The 21,974-nt window shown below is 69.9% G+C and carries 22 protein-coding genes; 6 read left to right on the forward strand and 16 right to left on the reverse strand.

The annotated features are described in order from the left end of the window. Positions 1 to 5: 5 nt before the first annotated feature. Together Q8W67_RS02085 and Q8W67_RS02090 are read right to left on the reverse strand one after the other, a co-directional pair. Positions 6 to 1,181, reverse strand: coding sequence for an MFS transporter (locus Q8W67_RS02085; RefSeq protein ID WP_305539968.1), 1,176 nt, complete (start codon positions 1,179 to 1,181; stop codon positions 6 to 8). A 349-nt stretch (positions 1,182 to 1,530) separates the two neighbouring features. Next, a complete protein-coding gene (locus Q8W67_RS02090; protein ID WP_305539970.1) occupies positions 1,531 to 2,034 on the reverse strand; it encodes a MucR family transcriptional regulator in 504 nt (167 codons plus the stop codon). A 333-nt stretch (positions 2,035 to 2,367) separates the two neighbouring features. On the opposite strand from Q8W67_RS02090, the gene Q8W67_RS02095 reads away from it, so the two are divergent. Beyond that, the gene (locus Q8W67_RS02095) at positions 2,368 to 4,143 is read left to right on the forward strand and encodes an outer membrane beta-barrel protein (RefSeq protein ID WP_305539973.1); all 1,776 of its coding nucleotides are present in this window, start codon (positions 2,368 to 2,370) and stop codon (positions 4,141 to 4,143) included. 51 nt (positions 4,144 to 4,194) lie between these two features. On the opposite strand, the gene Q8W67_RS02100 is transcribed toward Q8W67_RS02095, so the two are convergent. After that, positions 4,195 to 4,683 carry a nucleoside deaminase gene (locus tag Q8W67_RS02100; protein ID WP_305539983.1) on the reverse strand — a complete coding sequence of 163 codons (489 nt, stop codon included), beginning with the start codon at positions 4,681 to 4,683 and terminating at the stop codon, positions 4,195 to 4,197. A 163-nt stretch (positions 4,684 to 4,846) separates the two neighbouring features. On the opposite strand from Q8W67_RS02100, the gene Q8W67_RS02105 reads away from it, so the two are divergent. The 4 genes from Q8W67_RS02105 to rsmD all read left to right on the forward strand — a co-directional run bounded on the left by Q8W67_RS02105 (position 4,847) and on the right by rsmD (position 7,801). Further along, a complete protein-coding gene (locus Q8W67_RS02105) occupies positions 4,847 to 5,038 on the forward strand; it encodes a CsbD family protein (protein ID WP_305539985.1) in 192 nt (63 codons plus the stop codon). A 78-nt stretch (positions 5,039 to 5,116) separates the two neighbouring features. Beyond that, positions 5,117 to 5,293 carry a DUF1328 domain-containing protein gene (locus Q8W67_RS02110; protein ID WP_007558816.1) on the forward strand — a complete coding sequence of 59 codons (177 nt, stop codon included), beginning with the start codon at positions 5,117 to 5,119 and terminating at the stop codon, positions 5,291 to 5,293. Positions 5,294 to 5,441: 148 nt separating this feature from the next. Then, complete coding sequence (locus Q8W67_RS02115; protein ID WP_305539991.1) at positions 5,442 to 7,247, forward strand: pseudouridine synthase; 1,806 nt, start codon at positions 5,442 to 5,444, stop codon at positions 7,245 to 7,247. Next, positions 7,244 to 7,801: a 16S rRNA (guanine(966)-N(2))-methyltransferase RsmD gene (gene rsmD / locus Q8W67_RS02120; RefSeq protein ID WP_305539993.1), complete on the forward strand. Its 558-nt coding sequence runs from the start codon at positions 7,244 to 7,246 to the stop codon at positions 7,799 to 7,801. Before Q8W67_RS02115 ends, rsmD begins: the two co-directional genes overlap by 4 nt. Positions 7,802 to 7,808: 7 nt before the next feature. On the opposite strand, the gene Q8W67_RS02125 is transcribed toward rsmD, so the two are convergent. From Q8W67_RS02125 to Q8W67_RS02140, 4 genes are all read right to left on the reverse strand, one after another. Next, positions 7,809 to 8,162 carry a cupin gene (locus Q8W67_RS02125; RefSeq protein ID WP_305539996.1) on the reverse strand — a complete coding sequence of 118 codons (354 nt, stop codon included), beginning with the start codon at positions 8,160 to 8,162 and terminating at the stop codon, positions 7,809 to 7,811. 76 nt (positions 8,163 to 8,238) lie between these two features. Beyond that, on the reverse strand, positions 8,239 to 8,691 hold the full coding sequence (locus Q8W67_RS02130) for a helix-turn-helix domain-containing protein (protein WP_305539998.1): 453 nt from the start codon (positions 8,689 to 8,691) through the stop codon (positions 8,239 to 8,241). 410 nt (positions 8,692 to 9,101) lie between these two features. After that, positions 9,102 to 10,046 carry an alpha/beta fold hydrolase gene (locus Q8W67_RS02135; protein WP_305540001.1) on the reverse strand — a complete coding sequence of 315 codons (945 nt, stop codon included), beginning with the start codon at positions 10,044 to 10,046 and terminating at the stop codon, positions 9,102 to 9,104. Further along, entirely contained in the window at positions 10,043 to 10,582 is a 540-nt protein-coding gene (locus tag Q8W67_RS02140) for a phasin family protein (protein WP_305540003.1), read from the reverse strand. The genes Q8W67_RS02135 and Q8W67_RS02140 overlap by 4 nt, the downstream gene beginning before the upstream one ends. Before the next feature lie 269 nt (positions 10,583 to 10,851). Between Q8W67_RS02140 and Q8W67_RS02145 the strand changes: the two genes are divergently transcribed. Next, the gene (locus tag Q8W67_RS02145; RefSeq protein WP_305540006.1) at positions 10,852 to 12,504 is read left to right on the forward strand and encodes an AMP-binding protein; all 1,653 of its coding nucleotides are present in this window, start codon (positions 10,852 to 10,854) and stop codon (positions 12,502 to 12,504) included. A 4-nt stretch (positions 12,505 to 12,508) separates the two neighbouring features. Here Q8W67_RS02145 and Q8W67_RS02150 read toward each other — a convergent pair whose 3' ends face one another. From Q8W67_RS02150 to Q8W67_RS02190, 9 genes are all read right to left on the reverse strand, one after another. Further along, positions 12,509 to 12,847 carry a DUF6285 domain-containing protein gene (locus tag Q8W67_RS02150; protein WP_305540009.1) on the reverse strand — a complete coding sequence of 113 codons (339 nt, stop codon included), beginning with the start codon at positions 12,845 to 12,847 and terminating at the stop codon, positions 12,509 to 12,511. A gap of 2 nt (positions 12,848 to 12,849) precedes the next feature. Continuing rightward, positions 12,850 to 13,863 carry a phosphotransferase family protein gene (locus Q8W67_RS02155; RefSeq protein WP_305540011.1) on the reverse strand — a complete coding sequence of 338 codons (1,014 nt, stop codon included), beginning with the start codon at positions 13,861 to 13,863 and terminating at the stop codon, positions 12,850 to 12,852. A 3-nt stretch (positions 13,864 to 13,866) separates the two neighbouring features. Next, positions 13,867 to 14,634, reverse strand: a complete 768-nt coding sequence (locus Q8W67_RS02160; RefSeq protein WP_305540013.1) for an SDR family NAD(P)-dependent oxidoreductase — start codon at positions 14,632 to 14,634, stop codon at positions 13,867 to 13,869. Position 14,635: 1 nt separating this feature from the next. Beyond that, positions 14,636 to 15,814 (reverse strand): beta-ketothiolase BktB, encoded by a 1,179-nt coding sequence (gene bktB / locus Q8W67_RS02165; protein ID WP_305540015.1) that lies wholly within the window; start codon positions 15,812 to 15,814, stop codon positions 14,636 to 14,638. Positions 15,815 to 15,988: 174 nt separating this feature from the next. Further along, positions 15,989 to 17,194: an acyl-CoA dehydrogenase family protein gene (locus Q8W67_RS02170; protein WP_305540017.1), complete on the reverse strand. Its 1,206-nt coding sequence runs from the start codon at positions 17,192 to 17,194 to the stop codon at positions 15,989 to 15,991. Between the two features lie 362 nt (positions 17,195 to 17,556). Continuing rightward, on the reverse strand, positions 17,557 to 19,536 hold the full coding sequence (gene mutL / locus Q8W67_RS02175; protein WP_305540020.1) for a DNA mismatch repair endonuclease MutL: 1,980 nt from the start codon (positions 19,534 to 19,536) through the stop codon (positions 17,557 to 17,559). Between the two features lie 69 nt (positions 19,537 to 19,605). After that, positions 19,606 to 19,965: a hypothetical protein gene (locus tag Q8W67_RS02180; protein WP_305540022.1), complete on the reverse strand. Its 360-nt coding sequence runs from the start codon at positions 19,963 to 19,965 to the stop codon at positions 19,606 to 19,608. Between the two features lie 91 nt (positions 19,966 to 20,056). After that, positions 20,057 to 21,043, reverse strand: a complete 987-nt coding sequence (locus tag Q8W67_RS02185) for a branched-chain amino acid ABC transporter permease (protein WP_305540024.1) — start codon at positions 21,041 to 21,043, stop codon at positions 20,057 to 20,059. Positions 21,044 to 21,066: 23 nt separating this feature from the next. After that, positions 21,067 to 21,954: a branched-chain amino acid ABC transporter permease gene (locus Q8W67_RS02190; RefSeq protein ID WP_147855162.1), complete on the reverse strand. Its 888-nt coding sequence runs from the start codon at positions 21,952 to 21,954 to the stop codon at positions 21,067 to 21,069. Positions 21,955 to 21,974 lie beyond the last annotated feature (20 nt).

A 21,974-nucleotide genomic window follows, 5' to 3' on the forward strand; every position in this document is an offset into this window, starting at 1 on the left:
GGCCTTCAGGCGCCGGGCGCCGAGGCCGAGAAGATCCGACGGCCGGCGCGGCTGACCGCGGTGACGGTGAGGCCGAGACCGAGCAGGGAAACGGCGGCGGCGATCAGCGGAAGCTGGCTGTAGCCGGCACCGAACGTCAGGGCCGCGCCGCCGACCCAGGCGCCCGTGGCGTTGCCGAGGTTGAAGGCGCCCTGGTTCAACGTGGAGGCGAGGTTCGGCGCATCGCTGGCCGCCTCGACGACCCAGATCTGGAGCGGCGAGACCAGCGCGAAGGCCAGACCTGCCCAGAGCAGCAGCACCGCCACCGTCAGCGCAGCGTTGTGGGCGCAGGCCGCCAGGACCAGCAGAACCACGACGATGCCCAGGAAGCCGCCGACGATCGTCGCCATCAGGCCCCGGTCGGCGAAATGGCCGCCCGCGAGGTTGCCGATGGTGAGGCCGACCCCCGCGGCGAACAGCACGCCGGTCACACCCTGCGGCGAGAACCCGGTGACGTCGGTCAGGAACGGCGTGATGTAGGTGAACACCGTGAAGAAGCTCACCGACGACAGGGTCGAGATCAGCATCGGCCGGAGCACGGGCCAGCGGCCCAGCGCCCGGAATTCCTTCACGAGGCTGCCCCGGGTTCCAGGGAGCCCAGCGGGTACGCAGAGCTGGATCGCGAGACCAGCGGCGAGCCCGATGGCGACCACCGCCCAGAAGGTCGAACGCCATCCGGCAGCCTGCCCGAGCGCGGTCCCGAGCGGCACGCCGAGCACGTTGGCCAGGGTGAGCCCGGCGAACATCAGAGACACCGCCTGGGTCCGCTTCTCGCGCGGCACCAGATCGCGGGCCACCACGGCGCCAATGCCGAAGAACGCACCGTGCGCGAAGGCGGTGACGACCCGCGCCACCATCAGGAGGCCGTAGCTCGGCGCGAGGGCGCAGCCGAGATTGCCGACTAGGAAGACGCCCATCAGCGCGAGCAGAGCCGTCTTGCGGGGAAGGCCCGCGGTGGCGATCGCCACGATGGGCGCGCCGACGACTACGCCCATGGCGTAGCCCGAGACGAGGTAGCCCGCCTGCGGGATCGTGACGCCGAAACCCTGCGCCACCTGCGGCAGCAGGCCCATGATTACGAATTCGGTGGTGCCGATCCCGAACGAGGCGACGGCGAGAGCGAGGATCGGCAGAGGAAGCAAGGCGACGTCCTTCGGGCGACCCGCATCGCATTGTGCGACGCAGCATGGCCGAGGATGGCGCTTCGACGTCCTTCGCCAAGCTCTGCACACGCGCTGCACGGTTGCGCGGTGTGCAAGCTCACCACCGTACAGCCGCTGTCTCGCGCGGAAACTTCCCACGCTCAGAGCGGTACCGGGCCGCCACGGTCCCATGGCCACTGCTTCCGCGGACCTTCGGGGACGCATCGCGGACGCGGCCTCGATCCGCGACGGCCCCTGTGGTGGCCGGCCAGACCGCACCCGTCCCGGGCACCCGTAGCGGGCAGGATCCGTCCGCGCAGCAAACGCCGGCGGCCTTCCGGTGCGGCGCCTATTCGGCCGGCGTCTTCTTCCGCCCGCGGCTCTTCGGAGCGGCGGCCGCCGGCGTCTCCTGTACGGGCGGCGCCACCGATCCACGGCTTTTGCGGCGCTGCTGGCCGAGGCCGAGGGCGCGGGCGAGTTCCGAGCGCTGGGCCGAGTAGCTCGCTGCCGTCATCGGATAGTCCCGCGGGAGGCCCCATTTCTCCCGGTAGGCTTCCGGGCTCAGCCCGCGCAGGGTGAGGTGCCGACGCAGGGTCTTGTAGGGTTTGCCGTCCTCGAAGCTGACGATGTGATCCGGAGTGATCGATTTCCGAATCTGCGCCGGGCTCAACTTTTCGACGGCGGGCTTCGACGAAGCTCCCGAAGCCGAGAGGCTGTTCAACGCCGCATGAATGCCGCTGATCAGCCCCGGGAGTTCCGATGACGGAACGGAATTGTTCGATACGTAGGCCGCAACGATATCGACCGCGAGTTCGATATGCTCGGCCTGCTCAGCTTCAGCGATCTCACTCATGTTGATCCTCTGTCGTTACAACTATCCGATACGGTCATAACCACTCGGATATCATCCAATTCTCGATGACGCTAGCAGATCATTCGAAATATCTCAATCGCAACGTTTGAGCGACGTAGAGCTTTTAGACGCCACTGCAACGGCTGCCGGGGAGCCGGGCTGGAACGGCGTTGACGCAGCATTAACCACGTCGCCGCTAGCTAGGATTAACCATACCGGCGACCCCCGTGGCGGCGGCGTGTTCTGTAGTTCCCGGCCTCAGGCACCCGGGACTTGGACGGAGGCCGGTATAAAGTGCGGACGGCGGACGCTGACCGGCGGGGACGGCAGGCGATGCGGCTCGCCATCGCGGCGCTGACCCTGGCCGTCACCGCATCGCCATCCGAGGCCCAGCGCTTCGACGCGACCAGCCCGGTCACCGGCCAGCCCGACAATCCCGGGATCGGCCAGGACACGGCGCCTAACGGCCTGCCGGCCTTGCGGCGTCGCATTCCGGACGGTCTGTCGCGCGACAATAGCCGCGGCTCCCCCGGCGGTGACGCCACCAGCGGAGAGCAGACCGGTGGCGACAGCCTGCGGTCGCCGCTGTCACCGCCGATCCCCGCCCAGACTCAGCCGGGGCTCTCGCAGCTCAACACGCGCGTCACCACCGGCGGCCAGCGTACCGGCGGATCGACCACGGCGCCGAACAATCTGGCACCGACGATCCTCTTGCGCTCGCGGGCCGCGCCGCCCCGGCGCATCGGCTCGGCGACCCGCAAGGTCACCCAGGAGGTGACGCAGGTCCCGCCCCCGGCCCTGCGCCTGACGCCCATAGTCCGGCAGGCGGTGGTCGGCGTGCCGGTGCAGCCGGCCACCGGGCCGGTGCGTCCGATCCTACCCTTTCTGGCGATCTCCCCCGCCCTCGGCCTGCTCACGCCCGGCTTCATCCTCGGCACGGACCTCGCACGACCGATCCCGACGGATCCGGCCTACGCCCCGCTCGGCTATCGGATCGGCACCTTCACGGTGCTGCCGAGCTTCGCACAGAGCGTCGGCTACGATTCGAATCCCGACCAGACTAGCCGGCAGCTCGCGAAGGGATCGGCAGCGCTCCGCACCGAGGCCGCCGTCGACTTCCAGAGCGACTGGTCCTCCAGCTCGTTCCAGGGCGCGCTCCGCGGCTCTTACCTGGAGACGCCCCAGAACGAGGCCGCCAGCCGGCCCGCCGCGGACGGTACCGTCCGGCTGCGTATCGATGCGAACCGCGACCTGCACATCGACGCGGAAGGCCGCTTCCTGGTCGATACGCAGCGTACGTCGAGCCCGAACCTTCAGGCCGCCTCCGCGACGAGCCGGCCGCTGCTGGCCGTCTACGGCGCTTCGCTCGGCGCCACGGAGACGTTCAACCGGCTCTCGGTGACCCTGCGCGGCTCCGTCGACCGCTCGGAATTCGACAACGCCCGGCTCTCGGACGGCACGATCATCAACCAGTCCGACCGAAACCTGAACCAGTATAGTCTGCAGTTGCGCACCGCCTACGAGATCACGCCCGATCTCAGCCCCTTCGTCGACATCCTGGGCGATACGCGGGTCTACGATATGCGGCGCGACGCGAGTGGCGTCCGGCGCGATTCCGACGGCATCGCATTCATGCTGGGCGCGAGTTTCGGGCTCGCGCGCTCCGTTACCGGCGAGATTTCGGCCGGCATCCAGCACCGCTCCTACGTCGATCCGACACTGCGCGACATCAACGCCCCGCTGGTCAACGCTGCCCTGGTCTGGTCAATGAGCCCGCTCACGACCGTCCGACTGACCGCCGCGACCGGCGTCACCGAGACCACCGTCGTGGGCTCGAGCGGCATCCTCACGGACGTGGCGACACTGGAAGTGCAGCATGATCTGCTGCGAAACCTGTCGATCGTGGTCGGCGGCTCGTTCCTCAGAAACGACTACCAGGGCAGCACGATCCGCGAGAGCGGCTTCTCCGCCACCGCACGGCTGGATTACCGCTTCACCCGCTGGCTGACCCTGCGGGGTACTTACATCTACCAGCAGATCGACAGTACGGTGGCCGGGTCGAGCTTCCGCGAGAATACCTTCCTGCTCGGCCTTCGGGTCAATCCCTGAGCGGATCGCCCATCCGCGGGCGGCCGATGCTTGAGCCGTGCGACGGCGTCCTCACGCCCGCCTGTCGGCGAAGAAGTCGCGCAGCAGCGCCGCCGCCTCGACTTCCCGGAATCCGCCATAGACCTCCGGCGCGTGGTGGCAGGTCGGCTGGTTGAAGACGCGTGGTCCGTGCTCGACGCCGCCACCCTTCGGATCGGCCGCACCGTAGTAGAGCCGACGGATCCGCGCGAACGAGATCGCGCCCGCGCACATCGGGCAGGGTTCCAGGGTGACGTAGAGATCGCAACCGGTCAGCCGCTCGTCGCCGATCGCCGCGCAGGCCGCGCGGATCGCCAGGATCTCCGCATGGGCAGTCGGGTCGTGCAGTGCCCGCGGCCGGTTATGGGCGACCGCCAGCACCCGGCCGTGGCGGACCACGGCGGCGCCGACCGGGACTTCCCCGGCGGCCGCGGCCGAGCGCGCGGCCGCGAAAGCCTGGTCGAAGGCGCCGAGCCCGACCGAAGATTCATGGCCGGCGCGCTGGATCGGATCGGCCGTCACGGTGTTCTCATCCCATCGCCGGATCTGGCACGGGCCGGCGTCGGAAATTGCTCGAAGTCAATGTTAAAGCCTGGAACATTCCAGCCCCGGAAACCGTTGCCATAACGAATGCGGCATCGACAACAACAGTCTGGCCGCAAGAATTCGGATAAAGGAAAACGCCATGAGCAGCACCACCGACAAGATCAAGGGCGCCGCCAACGAGGCGATGGGCAAGGCCAAGCAGGGTCTCGGCGACGTAACTGGCAACGACAAGATGAAGGCCGAAGGCGCGGCCCAGGAGCTGAAGGGCAAGGCCCAGGCCACCGTCGGCGACGCCAAGAGCGCCGTGAAGTCGGCGACCGACAAGCTCTGATCTCGCTGAACTGACCGGAACGGGACCTGCCGCTGGCGGGTTCCCAAGTTGAACCGACCCGAATTTCGCGAGGGTGCCATGATCGGTTGGGCTATCACGTTTCTCGTCGTCGCTCTCGTGGCGGCTCTTCTCGGTTTCGGCGGCATCGCCGGTACGGCCGTCGAGGCGGCCAAGATCGTTTTCTTCGTGGCGATCGCCCTCTTCCTGATCTCCGCGGTGTTCGGGGTGATGCGCGGGCGCTCCCCGAGGCTCTGACGGCACGGTTCAAGAGAATCTACCGGGGGCGGTCCATCAGGGCCGCCCCGTTTCGTTCGGGCCAAGTCCCTACCGACACGAGGCCGCCCGCTCGGCTTCGCTCACAACCCGTCTCGCCTGTCAGGGCCGGCTCTGGTAAGGCCGGCAGATGAGCGACTTGCCGAAAGACGACGCGCCGGGGGGGCATGCCCTTCCGGACGCAGAGACCACACGATCCGAGCACTGGGTCCCCGCCACGGATGCGGGCAGCGAACGCGAGCGGGACGGCCGGGCCGCGAAGTCCTCCGCGGACGGAAAGAATCGGTCGCGGACGGAAGCTGCGCCCAGGCCGATCGCCGAGGTCTCCGCACCGACCGATGCCGAGGCGCCGACCCCGCCTGGCGAGCGCATCGCCAAGGCGATGGCACGGGCCGGCATTGCCTCCCGGCGCGATGCCGAGGCGATGATCCTGGCCGGTCGCGTGAGCGTCAACGGCGAGATGCTGACCTCGCCGGCCCGCAACGTCACCGACGATGACCGGATCCTCATCGACGGCGAGCCGATGCCGGCGCGCGAGCGAAGCCGCCTGTGGATCTTTCACAAGCCGCGCGGCCTCGTCACCACTGCCCGTGATCCGGAAGGCCGCCAGACGGTCTTCGACGTCCTGCCCGAGGACATGCCGCGGGTGGTCGCGGTGGGGCGGCTCGACATCAACACCGAGGGCCTGCTGCTTCTCACGAACGACGGCGGCCTCGCGAAGGTCATCGCTCATCCCGACACCGGCTGGCTGCGGCGTTATCGCGTCCGCGCACATGGCGACACAGATCAAGCCCAGCTCGACAGGCTCGCCAAGGGCGTGACGGTCGACGGGATGGAGTACGGCCCGGTGGAGGCGACCCTGGACCGCGTGCAGGGCGACAATCTCTGGCTGACGCTGGGACTGCGGGAGGGCAAGAACCGCGAGGTCAAGCGCATCCTCGAACATCTCGGCCTGTCGGTGAATCGGCTCATCCGGCTGTCCTTCGGACCGTTCCAGCTCGGCGACCTGGAAGTGGGACTGGTCGAGGAGGTGCGCATGCGCGTCCTGAAGGATCAGCTCGGCAAGGCGCTGGCCGAGCAGGCCGGTGTCGATTTCGAGAGCCCGGTTCGTGAGCCAATCGGGGCCTTCGGATCCCCCAAGAAGGCCGAGCGCGACACCAGCCATACCTCTGCGCCATCCGGGGGACGCAATGCTGCCCGGCCCGCACCCGCCCCGCGGGTCTCGACGGGCGGAGCCGGCTCCGGACCGCGCCGCTCCGCCTGGCGGGCGGATGAGGATGCCGGCAAGCCGAGGGCGTCGCGCGTTCCGCGCCGCGGCGCCGATCCGCGTGCGGCGCAGGCCGCCGCGGCCGAGCGCGGACACGAGCGGGTCGGTTCGATCCGTGCCGGCGAGCGCAGGGTCGTGGTCGAGCGCCTATCCGCGAGCCCGGTCGAGCCGGTGGCGGAGGAGAAGCCGCGCCGCCGCTACGCCGATCGCGGCGCGCCCGAGGGATCGCAACGGGGCCCCATGGGACGTCAGGACCGTGAGTCCTCCGGTGGCCGCGCGCCATCCTCCCGCGGTGAGCGAGGGGCTGGCGAGCGGTCTGCCCCCCGCGAAGCGACCTGGGCTGCGGCCGGGCCGCGCGGCGAGGCGCGACGTGACGACCGCCGAGACGGCAAGCCGGGCGGGCGTCGTGACCGTCCGTTCGAAGGGACTGCGGCGGAGGGCGCACCGCGGGGTAAAGGCGGCTTCCGGGGACAAAAGCCAGCAGCCGGCGGCAAGCCGGCATTCGGCGGCCAGAAGCCCGGGGGCGGATCCCGTCCGGGGGCACGACCAGGCGGCAAGCCGGGCGGGTTCGCCGGCAAGGGAGCCGGAGCCAAGCCGGGCGGTCGGCCCGGCGGCTTCCGGGGCGGCGCGAAGCCCGGCGGGGGCCGTCCGCCGTCCAGAGGCCGATGAGGGTCGTCGGCGGTGCGTGGCGTGGCCGTAAGCTCGCCACGCCGCGCACCGACGCGATCCGTCCGACATCCGACAGACTGCGCGAATCGCTGTTCAATGTGCTGACGCACGCTTACGACGACGCCGTCGTCGGGGCCCGCGTGCTCGACCTGTTCGCGGGCACCGGCGCGCTCGGCTTCGAGGCGTTATCGCGCGGCGCGACCTATGCAGTCCTCGTCGACGAGGGCGCCGAGGCCCGCGCCGTGATCCGGTCCAACATCGAAACGCTGGGCGCCGAGGGTGTGACTCGGCTTTTCCGCCGGGACGCGACGCGCCTGGGGCCCTCTGGCACGACCGGGGCCTTCTCCGTGGTTTTCTGCGATCCGCCCTACAATCGCGGACTGGCGCCGAAGGCGCTTGCGAGTGCGGCCGAGGGGGCTTGGCTGGTGCCGGGCGCCCTGGCTGTCGTGGAGGAAGCCGAGAGCGTTCAACTGGCGTTGCCCGAAGGCTTCACCGAGCTGGAACGGCGCGTCTACGGCGACACCGCCGTCACCCTGGCGCGCTTCGGCGGCTGACTCCGGTTCAGCCCGAATCCGCCGCCTCGACCGTCGGCCCGAAATGAATCGCCAGCCAGATCGTGGGCGAGTCGGTGCGCTCGACCCGGTGCAGGCGGTTTGGCTCGATCAGAACGGTGTCGCCAGCCGAGAGCCGGCGCGATGTCGACTCGTCGGCGAAGCGCAGATCGGCCGAGCCCACCAGCACCGCCACCCACTCGGCATGCGGCTGATCATAATTGAAGCCCGGCGGGCTCGCCTGTCCGTTCGAGACGATGCGCTCGATCCGCAACCCCGGCGCCGCGTGCAGCACGGAAACAACCTCGTCGGGCACGTCGAGCGGCAGGTCGGCGAAGAGGTTCGTCGGTCGTGGCGCGGTCATCGGCGTCCTCCCGCCTGTTCAGAAGCGAGCGACGCCGTGTGAGCCGCGCGGCGGAGCCGGTCAATCCATTCCGGCCTCAGGGCTTCGCCGTTGCGGCACCATTGGTCGTGGACCGCTCCGGTGCCTTCTCCGCCGATGCGGCGTTGTGCCCGATCCGCGCGGCGGACTTCACGAGCGCGATGACGTCCCGGCGCATCTGGTCGTCCGAGATCTGGTTGTAGGCACGCAGCAGCTCCACGGCGCCCGCGACCCGGAGCAGAGCCGGGCCGTTCTCCGTCGCGGCCTCCGGCTCTGGCTCGAAGAAGCTCGACACCGGCACGCCGAGCCGCTCGGCGATCGCCTGGAGGCGACCGGCCCCGACCCGGTTCTTACCGGTCTCGTATTTCTGAACCTGCTGGAAGCTGACGCCCAGGGCGCTGGCCAGCGCGGATTGGCTCAACCCGTTGGCCGCACGCAGGAACGCGATGCGGCTGCCGACCCCGTGATCGATGGCCGTGGTCTGCTTCGGCTTGGGGGTGGGAGTCGACATGAGGGAAAGTCCGGATCTCTTCGATTGCGTCAGGCGTGATCCGTGCGGATCTCAGCCGCCGCTCACAACTCATAGGTGCAGCATCGCCCGGCTGAGGTCCAGACGTGACGCATGTTATTGCCACAGCTTAGCCGTGCGCGCAACGTATGGTCACGCTTCCGCGATCCTGCGCGTTAGCATTGCCGCAGCATTTCGGCGGTGGATGCGGTCAAATCGGTAAGGAAATCGGGATTCGTCAGATCCAGGTGATCGGCTCCCAGCGAACGGGAGCTTTCGCACCTGTGTTGAGGTCGAGCGATTGCCTGCCGCTGCAGTGATGCGACGGAGCCTGATCTGGCGGCCCGTGCGCCGATCCTGATCCGGTCTGGCCGGACCCCTGTCGAAGCCTCCCCGTATCACCGACGCGGCGCTCATGCTGCCGGGCCGAGCCAATCGGTGACGATCCGGAGTTGCGAGTCGTCCAAAAGCGCGGGCGCATGACCGCATTCGGGTATCTCGACGCGCTCCGTGGGCGGACCGCGCCGGGTCATCTCGTCCGCCGTCGAGGCGAGAAGCAGTTCCGAGTGCGCGCCACGCAGCAGCAGGACCGGACAGGTGATCGCGTCCCAGTCGCGCCACATGCTGACGCTGTAGACCCGGCCGGGCCGGAAGGCGTCGCCGATTCCAGGGTCGTAGTGGGGCCGCCAGCCGCCGTTCGGCTCGGGAAAGAAGCTGTGCTTGGCGATGTGGCGCCACTGCTCGTCGGTCAGCGACCCGAATGGCGCCAGAACGGTGCGCAGCCGCGACTCACCCGAGGCGAGGTTGTGGTGGAGCCGGGGCGCGTCGCGCAGCCGCGAGCCGATGTGGCGGATCGGCGCCCAGGGCAGGAACGGGCCGATATCGTTGATGACCATGCGGCCGATCGGCGTGTTGGCCGAGGCGGCCAGCACCATGCCGGTGAGGCCGCCCAGGGACGTGCCGACCCAGTCGACCTTGCCGGCGATCCGCAGATGCCCGATCAGCGCGGCCATGTCGGCGGCGTATTGCGGCAGGCCGTAGAGCTCCGGGTCCTTAAGCCATCCGCTCATGCCCCGGCCGGGCAGATCCGGGCAGACGACCCGGTAGCCCATCTTCGCCAGCCGATAGCCGAGCGGATCGAAATCCCGACCCTGCCGGCTCAGGCCGTGGACGCAGATGACCACGTGCGGGCTGTCCGCGTCGCCCCACTCGACATAGGCGATGCGGTGGAAGTCATGCGGCGCGTAGGCCGAGAAGTGGCCCGTCCGGAACGGCACGTCGGCGCGCCCGAGATCGTCGAGCCGCGGCATCGGCTCGGCCGCACAGTGCACCGTCCGGCCGGCTGCAAGCGGGATCACGGGGTTTCCGTGCGCGCGGCGGCTTCGCGCGCCAGGCGGCTGGTCGTCTGGTGGAGGTCCACCATCTGGTCGGTGAGGCGCCGCGACTGGGCCTGCATGAAGGCGACGTGCAGGGCCGCCATCTCCCGCGCGTCGGCCGCCTTCGCCAGATGCTCCGCGAAGTCCAGGGAGGCGCGGACATTCGTGTCCGACGCGACCAGCATGCGGTGGGCTATCTCGCGCATGGCCGCCATGGCGTGGCCGGCATTGTCCTCGCAGGCGTTGTAGAGCCGAGCGCCGGCGGCATCCCATTGCTCGCGCATCTTGCGGGCCCCCGCGACGGTGCTGTCGGAGAGCTGGTGCGCCGTCTCGCGGCTGGAGCCCATGACCGAGCGCCAGCCCTCGAAGGTCTGCGCCATTGAGGCCTCGAAGGCGTTCAGCGCCATTTCCCCGGCCTCGGCGAAGCGTTCGTAGGCCTCGCGCGCCCGCGCCACGCCGGCCTCGGCCATCTCGCGCCCGGCCTGCGTCGGGAAAGTCGGCAGGTTGTCGTTCTCCACAAGCGTCTCCCGAGCGCTGACCGATGGGCCCGTCCCGATGGGTCGCCGGACGGGCATCCGTCAGAGGCGCGCCCCCGTCAACAGAGCACGGTGGCGGAACAGCCCCGGGACCGCGCCTCGACCGGCCGTCACAGCCTTCGCCGCCGCGTCGACGGGACGATGGCCGGAGCGACCTGTAACCGTCCTGCCGATTGACAGCCCGTGCAGACGCGAAATCTTCTCCTGCCGGAGCGAACGCCACGCCCGCCGCCCGATCAGAAGGCAGAACGATGACGGAGACAGATCCGCCCCCCGTGCGGGCCCGGGAGTCAGGCCGTCACCCGTTCGAGACCGGGCTCGACCGGACGCCGGCCAACTATGTCCCGCTGACGCCCGCCAGCTTGCTGGCCCGCGCCGCCGCGTCGGTCGGCACACGGATCGCCGTAATCGACGGCGTACGACACCTGACCTATGCGGACCTGTACGCGCGCTGCCGGCGCTTCGCCTCCGGTCTGGCGCGGCGCGGAATCGGGCGCCTCGATACCGTGGCGATCCTCGCGCCGAACGTGCTGGAGATGATTGAGGCGCATTTCGCCATGCCGATGCTGGGCGCCGTGCTGAACCCCCTCAACACCCGCCTCGATCCGCCAACCATCGCGTTCTCTCTGGATCACGGTGGCGCCAAGGTGCTGGTGGTCGAGGCGGAATACGGCGCACTGGCCGCGCGGGCGCTGGCCGACGCCGCGCGGCCGATTCTGGTGGTGGAGATCGGCGCAAGCGGCATCGCGGGTGGGATCCCCTACGAGACCCTGCTCGCCGAGGGCGACCCGAACTACGCCTGGCCTGGCCCCGAGGACGAGTGGCAGTCCCTGTGCCTGCTCTATACGTCGGGCACCACGGGGGATCCGAAGGGAGCGGTCTACAGCCATCGCGGCGCCTACCTCCAGGCGCTCGGCAATGCGGTCACGTTCGGGCTCACCGAGGAGAGCGTCTATCTCTGGACGCTACCCATGTTCCATTGCAGCGGTTGGTCCTACCCGTGGGCGAGCGTCGCGGCCTGTGCGACCCAGATCTGCCTGCGCAAGGTCGAGCCGGCGGCGATCTTCCGGCTGATCGCCGAGCACGGCGTCACGCATCTCTGCGGCGCGCCGATCGTGCTCTCGATGATCGCCCACGCGCCAGTCGCCGACCGGGTGTCCTTTCCACAGCGTGTGCGCTGCGCGGTGGGTGGGGCGGCGCCGTCCTCGACGATCATCCGCACCATGGAGGAGCTGGGCTTCCAGGTGACGCATCTCTACGGCGCCACCGAGAGCTACGGCCCCGCCACAGTCTGCCTCGCCCAGCCGGACTGGGCGGAGCTGCCCGATGCGGACCGCTACGCCCGCATGGCCCGCCAGGGCGTCCCGCTGACGACCCTCGACGGCGTCGTCGTGGCCGATCCCGAGACGGACCGGCCGGTGCCGCGGGACGGCGTTGCGGTCGGCGAGATCCGGCTGCGCGGAAACACGGTGATGAAGGGCTATCTCGGCAACCCACACGCCACCGGGCAGGCGCTCGCCGGCGGGTGGTACCGCACCGGAGACCTCGCAGTCTGGCACCCGGATGGTTCCGTGGAGATCAAGGACCGGGCGAAGGACATCATCATCTCGGGCGGCGAGAACATCTCGAGCCTCGAGGTGGAAGAGGTGCTGATGCGCCATCCTTCGGTGATGCTGGCGGCCGTGGTGGCGCGGCCGGATCCGACCTGGGGCGAAAGCCCCTGCGCGTTCCTGGAGATCAAGCCCGGGGCCCTGGCGCCATCGGACCGGGAGGTGATCGACTTCTGCCGGGAGCGGATGGCCCGGTTCAAGGTGCCCAGGACCGTGGTGTTCGGACCTCTTCCGAAGACCTCGACGGGCAAGATCCAGAAATTCGTGCTGCGCGATCAGGCCCGGGCGCTCTGACCCGTCACGCGCCGCGGGCGGTCGGCTTCCAGACTTCGGCGGCAGCCTCCGCGGCGTTGCTCAGGGCGGCATGGAGATCCGTGTCGGCGTCGCGCGCGCCTGCACGGATCGCCCGGACGAGACCGGCCAGCGGATCGCCGGATCCGTCAGCCCCGTCGAGGACGCGCGCGCCGGTTTCGCGCAGTCGGTCCGCCCGCTCGATCTCACGGGCTGCGATGCCGATCGCGTTGGCGACCATCAGGGCGACGTAGCGCGGCCGGCCGGTCAGCCCGGGGGCGACCTCCTCAGTCAGCGCACGGCGGGCGGCGTCGAGGAGGGCGGCGCCGGAGGGGTCGTCCTGCATGCTCATCTCCAGGTCTCGGGGGCGGTCGCCCGCAGGATCGCACGCTCCAAGTCCGGCACCATCCGGCCGGTCAGCGCCAGCTCCAGCGAGAACTCCCGTCCGGAGACGTGGCGGGCGCCCTGCTCCAGGGCGATTACCGCCCAGCGCAGATGCGCCATCACCTCCCAATAGGCGACGCGCGCCGGGTCGACGGCGCGCCCGCTCTCGGCCGTGTAGCCGCGATAGAAGGCAGCCCGGGACCCGATGCCGCCGGCCTCCAGGTCAGGCCTGCCGAACCGCCAGCAGGCGGCACAGAACCAGCCGAGATCCTGCGCGGGATCGCCCCAGCCGGCGAACTCCCAATCGAGCACCGCCGTGAGGCCGCTCTCGTCGACCATGTAGTTGCCGGTGCGGAAATCCCGGTGCACGAGGGTCGGCGCCGCACAGGCGGGCGCGCGAACCTCGCCCCAGCGCAGGCCCCACTCGATCGCCGGGCGTCGGGCACCGATGCCGTCGAGGCTCGCGCGCAGGCGGCCGATCTCTGCGAGCGCCGGATCTGGCTCGGGCGTCCCGAGGAACGCCAACGGTGCGGGCACCGGATCGCGCGGGTCGAGCACGGAGTGGATCTTGGCGAGTTCGCGACCCAGGCTCTCGGCCAGGCGCTCCCGATCGCCGCCGAGGGTCGGATCCTTGGCGATGCGCGGCCCGAGGCCCACACCCTCGACCAGTCCCATCAACGCGAAGGGCGCGCCGACCACGGCCGGGTCGGCGCAGAAGCCGACCGGCTCGGGAACCCGCACGCCCGCCTTCCACACCGCCTCCAGGATGCGGAACTCTTCCGCCCGAGTTCGGCTGGACGCGATCGTCGCGGCGGCATCCATGCGCAGCACGAAGGCGCGCGCCGCATCGCCGATCCGGCAGCGGACAAGCCGGTTCTCCTGGATCGAACCGCCGCCCAGGGGGCGAGTCTCCTCGATGACGAGGTCGGGACAGCCGAGATGCCCGGCGATCCAGTCGCGCAGCCGCGCCTGTTGCATCAGCTAAAGCCCCGAGACCAGGTGGCCGCCATCGACCGCGACGACACTGCCGGTCATGTACGAGCCGGCCTCCGAGGCGAGCAGCAGGAGCGGCCCGTCCAACTCCGACGCCTCGCCGAGCCGCCGCTGCGGCACGCGCTTGATCAGCGCCCTGCCCGGCTCCGACTCGAAGAACGCGTCGTTGAGTTCGGTCTTGATGTAGCCGGGGGCCAGGGCGTTCACCCGGATCCCGTGGCGCGCCCATTCCAGCGCAAGGCTCTTGGTGAGCTGCACCACGCCGGCCTTCGAGGCGGCGTAGGGGGCGAGGCCGCCGGTGACCCGCAGCCCGAGGATAGACGCGATGTTGACGATGCTGCCGCCCGATCCGTCCCGGACCATGCGTCGTGCGGTCGCCTGCGCGACGAGCCAGACGCCCTTGAGATTCGTGTCCAGGACCGAGTCCCACTCGGCCTCATCGAGGTCGAGGGCCGGCTTCGTCGCGGTGACGCCGGCATTGTTGACGAGCACCGCCACCGGGCCGAAGCGCGCCTCGGCAGCGTCGAGTGCCGACTCGACGCTCGCGGAATCGGTCACGTCCATGACGACCGCGTGAGCCTCACCGCCATCCCGCTCGACGCGGGCGACCGTTTCGGCGAGCGCCTCGGCGCGGCGCGCAGCCAGGGACAGGCGCGCGCCGGCGCGCGCGAGCGTACCGGCGAAGTGACGGCCGAGGCCGCTCGAGGCGCCCGTCACCAAGACGTGCCGGCCGGTGAGATCGAACAGGTCGGCCATCTCAGTGCAGCCGCTCGATAGCCATGGCGATACCCTGGCCGCCGCCGATGCACATGGTCACGAGACCGTACCGGCCGCCGGTTCGGGCCAGCTCGTAGACCGCCTTCACGGTGATGATCGCGCCGGTGGCGCCGATCGGGTGCCCGAGCGCGATGGCGCCGCCGTTCGGGTTGACCTTGCCGGGATCGAGGTCGAGCGCGCGGGAGACTGCGCAGGCCTGGGCCGCGAAAGCCTCGTTCGATTCGATCACGTCGAAGTCGGAGGCGCGCAGGCCGGTACGCTCGAGCAGGCGCTGCACCGCCGGCCGCGGCCCCATGCCCATCTCGGACGGGTCGACGCCCGCGTGGGCGTAGCCAACGATGCGGGCCAGCGGCCGCGACCCGTCACGCTCCGCCCTGGCGGCACTGGCGAGCACGAGAGCCGCAGCACCGTCATTGAGGCCCGACGCGTTGCCGGCCGTGACGCTGCCGGTTTTGGAGAAGGCCGGGCGCAGCTTGGCGAGGTCTTCGGCGCTCGTCGGCTTTGGGTGCTCATCGGTGTCGAACGCCACCGTCTCACGCTTGCGCTGAACCTCGATGGCCAGGATCTGCTCGCGGAACCGGCCCTCGCGGATCGCCCGGGCGGCCCGCGCCTGGCTCTCCGCCGCGAAGGCATCCTGCGCCTCCCGGGATACGGCATAGCGCTCGGCCACGTTCTCGGCGGTGATGCCCATGTGGCCGTTGCCGAACGGGTCGCTCAGCACGCCGACCATGTAGTCGACCAGGGCGACATCACCCATGCGCTGGCCGGTGCGTCCGGCCTTCAGGAGGTGCGGCGACCGGCTCATGCTCTCCGCGCCGCCGGCAACCGCGATCTCCGCGTCGCCCAGCATGATCGCCTGCGCGGCGGAGACGATCGCCTGCAATCCGCTGCCGCACAGGCGGTTGACCGTGAGCGCCGGGACTTCCTTGGGCACGCCGCCTTCCATCGCGGCGACGCGGGCCATGTAGGCGTCGCGCGGCTCGGTGGGGATGACATGGCCGAACACCACGTGCCCGACAGCCTCGGGCGCCGTCCCGGACCGTTTCAGAGCCTCGGCGACGCAGCGCGCCGCCAATTCCGAGGGCGGGACCGCCGCGAGCGCACCGCCGAAAGTGCCGATCGCGGTGCGCACCGCGCCTGTGATTACGACATCCGTCATGTTTTCGGGGCTCCTCGCCGCTGCCGGGGTTCGAGGGTCTGTCTACTGCGTAAGGTGCCGGACGCGACACACGGTCCTGCGCGTCGTGGCCTCATCCCGCGGTGCCGGCCGGCTTCGGGACGAAGCCAAGGGCGGGAAACCACCCAGAGCGAAGTCCAACGTCCGAGACCGACGTCACGCCCCGACATCCCAAGTCCAGAAGGAATCGCCCTCGGCCTCGAGATTGCGGTTGAGCACCATCTTGTGGACCTCGTCGGCTCCGTCCACCAGCCGGGCCTGCCGCGCGTAGCGGTAGATCCATTCGAGCGGCGTGTCGGTGGAATAGCCCCGTGCTCCGTTGATCTGGATGGCGATGTCGGCGGCCGCGTGAATGAGGTTGGCCACGTGCACCTTGGCCATCGAGACCTCCTTGCGGGCGAAGCTGCCCTGGTCCAGCGCCCAGGCGGCCTTCATCACCAGCAGGCGGCCGATCTCGATCCGCATGGCGAGGTCGCCGAGCATGAGCTGGATGCTCTCGCGGTCGGCGAGCCGGACGCCGAAGCCGTGCCGCTCGGCCGCGTAGGCCCGGGCGATCTCGACGCAGCGCTTCGACAGGCCGAGCCAGCGCATGCAGTGGGTCAGCCGCGCCGGCCCCAGCCGGATCTGAGTCAGCTTCAGCCCGTCGCCCTCGTTCATCAGGACGTTCTCGGCCGGGATCTCCAGGCCGTCGAACAGCAGCTCGCAATGGCCGCCATGCTCCTCTGGTCCCATGATCGGGATGCGGCGCAGGATCTCCCAGCCGGGCTGGTCCTTGTGGAACAGGAAGGCGGTCAGGCCCTTCCGCGCGTCGTCGGAGGTGCGCGCCATCAGGATAAAGTGGGCGGCCTCCTCTGCGCCGGTGATGTACCACTTGCGACCGGTGACCACATAGGTGTCGCCACGCCGCTCCGCCCGGGTCTGAATCATGCCCGGATCTGAGCCGCCGCCGGGATGCGGCTCGGTCATGGCGAAGGCGGAGCGGACCTCGCCGCGCACGATCGGGGCGAGCCAGCGCTCCTTCTGGGCGGGCGTGGCGACGCGCTCCAGCACCATCATGTTACCGTCGTCCGGGGCGGCCGAATTGAACACGACCGGCCCGAAGATCGAGCGGTTCATCGCCTCGTAACAGACAGCCATGCCGACCTTGTCGAGGCCGCCGCCGCCAGTCTCGGGCTTCAACTGGAGGCACCACAGCCCCTCCTCCCGGGCGAGGCCGCGCAACCGGGCGAGCTCCTTCAGGCCGATGTTGCCGTGGCCGTCATAGGCTGCCGGGTCCGCCTCAAGCGGCAGGATATGCGCATCCACGAAGGCCGTAATCCGCGCGCGGTAATCCTCGACGCGGGGAGAAATCGTGAAATCCATGGTCGCGGGCTCCGGCAGGTGCCTGTGGACGGTGGGGGACCGGTATCTTTCAGGATGGAAGCGCGTGCTCTGTCACCGTCTGTCCACGATCGAGGGCGGCGGAGGCAACCGCAAGGTGAAACGAAGTCCCACGGGTGTCTTGCGCCGAGGGCTGTCACACCGGCACGCCCGATGATGCCTCGGGAGCCTCCGCGATCGGCTGGTCCCGCAGATGGGCGGCTAGGTCGTGATCCCTTGGCTCGGCCGCCGTCCGATCCGCACCCCAACCGAACCCGGTTCCCGTGCGGCGGGGTCCATTGTGACTGACGTCGCTGAGAGACGGTTTCGGGACCGGCTGTCCCAGGTCAGGCTGCATGGCTCATCTACCGGCGGCCGAACAGCCGCTCGATGTCGGAGAGCTTCAGCTCGATCGAGGTCGGGCGGCCGTGGTTGCACTGGCCGGAATTCGGGGTCGCCTCCATCTCGCGCAGGAGCGCGTTCATCTCCTCCGGCCGCAGGCGCCGCCCTGCGCGAACCGAACCGTGGCAGCTCATGCGCGAGAGGACCGCGTCGAGGCGCCGGCCGAGCGGGCCGCCCTCGGTGGCGGATCCGCCACCCTCCTCGTCTCCGCTCGCGTCCAGCGCGTCGAGGATGTCGGTCACGAGATCGCGCATCGAGGCGCCGATCAGGGCGGCCGGCATCTCGCGGACCAGCACGGCGCCACTGCCGAACGCCTCGATCGTGAGGCCGAGCCGTTCCAGGTCCGGAGCGGCGGCGACGAGCCGCTCGGCTGCGTCCGGGCTCATCTCGACCACGTCCGGGATCAGCAGGCCTTGCCGGGCGATGCCGCCGCGCGCCCGCTCGGCCTTCATCCGCTCGTAGACAAGGCGCTCGTGCGCGGCGTGCTGGTCGACGATCACGAGGCCGTCCCGGGTCTGGGCCAGGATGTAGGTCTCGTGGATCTGGGCCCGTGCGGCACCGAGCGGGTGGTCGATCGCGTCCCCCACCTCGGGCGCCGGGCGGACATCCGCCTGCGGAGGCGCGGCGACATCCGACAAGCCCGGCGCCCGCTCGAACACGGCCTGAGCCGCTTCGCCGAAGCCGTCCGGTGCATCGAACGCCTCGGCCGGCTCCGCGCGGTATCCGGCCGCCTCGGGGGCCGGCCGCCAGTCCTCTGGCCGCCTGTAGCCCGAGGGCGCTGCCACCGAGGGCGTGCCGGCCGGGAAGTAGCTGGGCCGCGCGGCCGGGAACAGGCTGGGTGCGGCGGCACCGGTATGGGTCGCGAGAGCGGCACCGGCCGGGCGCAGGGCGTCGAGGGTCCGGGCGGCACCGGTGGTGGCCGAGCGGGCACCGCCCCGGCGCAGGGCGTCGTGGATCGCGCTGACGACGAGTGCTCGGACCAAGCCGGGCTCGCGGAACCGCACCTCCGTCTTGGCAGGATGCACATTGACGTCGACGAGGCCGGGATCGCACGCGATGGCGAGGCCGAGCACAGGGTGGCGGTCGGAGGCGAGCGTATCGGCATAGGCCCCGCGCACCGCGCCGAGCAGCAGCCGGTCGCGCACCGGGCGGCCGTTGACCACGAGGTGGATGTGGCCTGCGGCGCCGCGGTGATATGTCGGCAGGCCGACATGCCCGACTACTGAGAAGCCCTCGCGGGCGAGCGACACCGGCAGGGCATTGGCGGCAAAATCCGGCCCGAGCACCGCGGTGAGGCGGCGCAGGTCCGCCTCCGGTCCGGTCTCTGCCGGCAGGATCAGAGGCTGGCCGGAATCGGCCCGGAGGGTGATGCGGATTCCGGGCTGCGCCACGGCGAGCCGCCGCAGGGTCTCGGCGATGGCGGCGTTCTCCGCCCGGTCGGACTTGAGGAACTTCAGCCGCGCCGGCGTCGCTGCGAACAGCTCGGTCACCTCGATCCGGGTCCCGCGCTGGGCCGGCGCCGGGCGCACCGGACCCTTAAGGCCGGCCTCGACGGTCAGGCTCGCCCCCGCCTCGGCGCCAGCGGGGCGCGTGACGATCGCCAGCCGCGATACCGCGCCGATCGAGGGCAGCGCCTCGCCGCGGAAACCCAGGGTGTCGATGGCCGAAAGGTCGCCGCCCGGGAGCTTCGAGGTGGCGTGGCGCTCCACCGCCAGCGCCAGATCCTCCGCCGTCATGCCGAGGCCGTCGTCGACGACGCGGATCAGCCGGCGGCCGCCGCTTTCGACCACCACGTCGATCGTCCCGGCCCCGGCATCGATCGCGTTCTCGACAAGCTCCTTCACGGCCGAGGCCGGACGCTCCACCACCTCGCCCGCCGCGATGCGGTCGACGAGGATCGGGTCGAGGCGGCGGACGGACGGCGCGGGAACGGGTTCGGACATCTGCCGCGACGATAGCCCCTCGCGGACGAGGGTCCAATGGCGCCGGGTGACAGCCGGGCCGCCCGGCGCTCAGGCGCGCCGGGCCGAGGAGCCGCCGAGGGTCACGCGGCCGGTACTCGCGGCGCGAGCACCGTGACTCGGCGCCTTGTAGGGCCGTCGGGACAGGTCGTAGAGCGCGTTTCCGACGTTGCCAGCCGCCCGGCGCAGGGTCACGCCTTCGCAGGTCGCGGCCACGCGCACGCCGATCTCGTGGGTGTGACTGCGGCCGTAGAGCCAGACGGCAAGACGCGCCCGGGTCGACTCCGGGATACCGTCCAGGATGAACGACGCGTCCTCGGCATCGGCCTTGATCAGCCGGCTGACGGTCTCCGGCGGGACCGGGCAGTCGAGCGCGGGATCGTCGACGCTGAGCGACCGGGCTTTCGTCATGGCGGAACCTGTCAGCCTGGGAACTGCAGGTTGCGCCGTCTTGGTTAATGAAGCGTCAACATTCCCGTATGCCGGGCGGCGTCTGGCAGGCTCAAAGTGGCTTGCGGATCGTCCTCGCGATCAGCCCGACGATGCCCTCGCGGAACAGCAGGACGCAGAGGACGAACACGCAGCCCTGGATGATCGTCACCCAGGCCCCGAACTGCGCCAAGTAGGTCTCCATGGTGACGATAACCAGCGCCCCGACGATGGGCCCGAACACCGTTCCCATGCCGCCGACCAGCGTCATCAACACGACCTCACCCGACATCGACCAGTGGACGTCTGTGAGGGAGGCGAGCTGGAACACGATCGCCTTGGTCGAGCCTGCGAGGCCGGCCAGCGTGGCAGAGAGCACGAACACCGCAAGCTTGTACTGGCTGGCGCGGTAGCCCAGCGAGATCGCCCGGGGTTCGTTGTCCCGGATGGCCTTCAGCACCTGCCCGAAGGGCGAGTGGATGATGCGGTAGATGAGCAGCATCCCGGCCATGAAGACGACGCAGACGACCGCATACATCGCCCGGTCGTCCGCGAGGCTGATGATTCCGAAGAGGTTGCCACGCGGCACCGCCTGGATGCCGTCCTCGCCGCCGGTGAACTTCGCCTGCAGCGAGAAGAAGAACGCCATCTGCGCAAGCGCGAGGGTGATCATCGAGAAGTAGATGCCCTGGCGCCGGATCGCCAGAGCGCCGAAAATGAGCCCCAGAAGTGCGGCCGTCGCGGTGCCAGAGAGGATCGCCAGCTCCGGCGTGAAGCCGAGCTTCTTGGCCGTGTAGGCGCAGAGATAGCTCGCCATGCCGAAATAGGCGGCGTGCCCGAAGGAGAGCAGGCCGCCGTAGCCGAGCAGCAGGTTGAAGGCGAGCGCGAACAGCGCGAAGCACAGCACCTTCATGAGGTAGACAGGATAGAGCACCAGCGGCGCCACGATCAGCAGCACCGCGATGCCGACGAAGATCATGCGGTGGAGCGTTTTGTCGTCCCGGCTCGTCGGCAGAGCGGCGGCGATCGGGGCGGTGTCGATGACGGCGGTGTCGGCCATGGGGATCGAGCCTCAGATCGCGGTCAGGCCGTCCGGCCGAACAGGCCGGCGGGTTTGACGAGCAGCACCAGCACCATGATGACGAAGATCACGGTGGCGGATGCTTCCGGATAGAACACCTTGGTCAGACCCTCGACGAGGCCGAGGGCGAAGCCCGTGATCACCGAGCCGATGATCGAGCCCATGCCGCCGATCACCACCACGGCGAAGACCACGATGATGATGTCGGCGCCCATGTTCGGGTTCACCGAGTAGATCGGAGCCGCCAGCACCCCCGCGAAACCCGCCAGCGCCACGCCGAAGCCGTATGTCAGCGTCAGGAACAGGGGCACGTTGACGCCGAAGGCCTGGACCAGCGTCGGGTTCTCGGTGGCGGCCCGGAGATAGGCGCCGAGCTTGGTCTTCTCGATAACGAGCCAGGTAGCAATGCACACGGTGAGCGAGGCTACCACCACCCAGGCCCGGTAGTTCGGCAGGAACATGAACGGCAGGCGCTGGCCGCCCGACAGCTCGGCCGGGATCGCGTAAGGCAGGCCGGAGACGCCGTACTGGTTGCGGAACAGGCCCTGGATGATGAGCGCGAGCCCAAAGGTCAGGAGAAGCCCGTAGAGGTGGTCGAGCTTGTAGAGCCGCGCAATCAGCACCCGCTCCAGTAGGATCCCGAAGGCGCCCACCACCAGCGGCGCCAGCCCAAGCGCCCACCAGTAGCCCAGCCCGACATAGGTCAGCAGCATCCACGCCACGAACGCGCCCATCATGTAGAGCGCGCCGTGGGCGAAGTTGATGATGTTCAACAGCCCGAAGATGATCGCAAGTCCGAGCGACAGGATCGCGTAGAACGAGCCGTTGATCAGGCCGAGCAGCAATTGCCCGAACAAAGCCTGGGTCGGCACGCCGAAGATCGTGGTCATGGCCGTCCTCCGTGCCGCAC

The organism is Methylobacterium sp. NEAU K (genome assembly GCF_030700285.1).
In the GTDB taxonomy this organism is placed as follows: Bacteria; Pseudomonadota; Alphaproteobacteria; order Rhizobiales; family Beijerinckiaceae; genus Methylobacterium.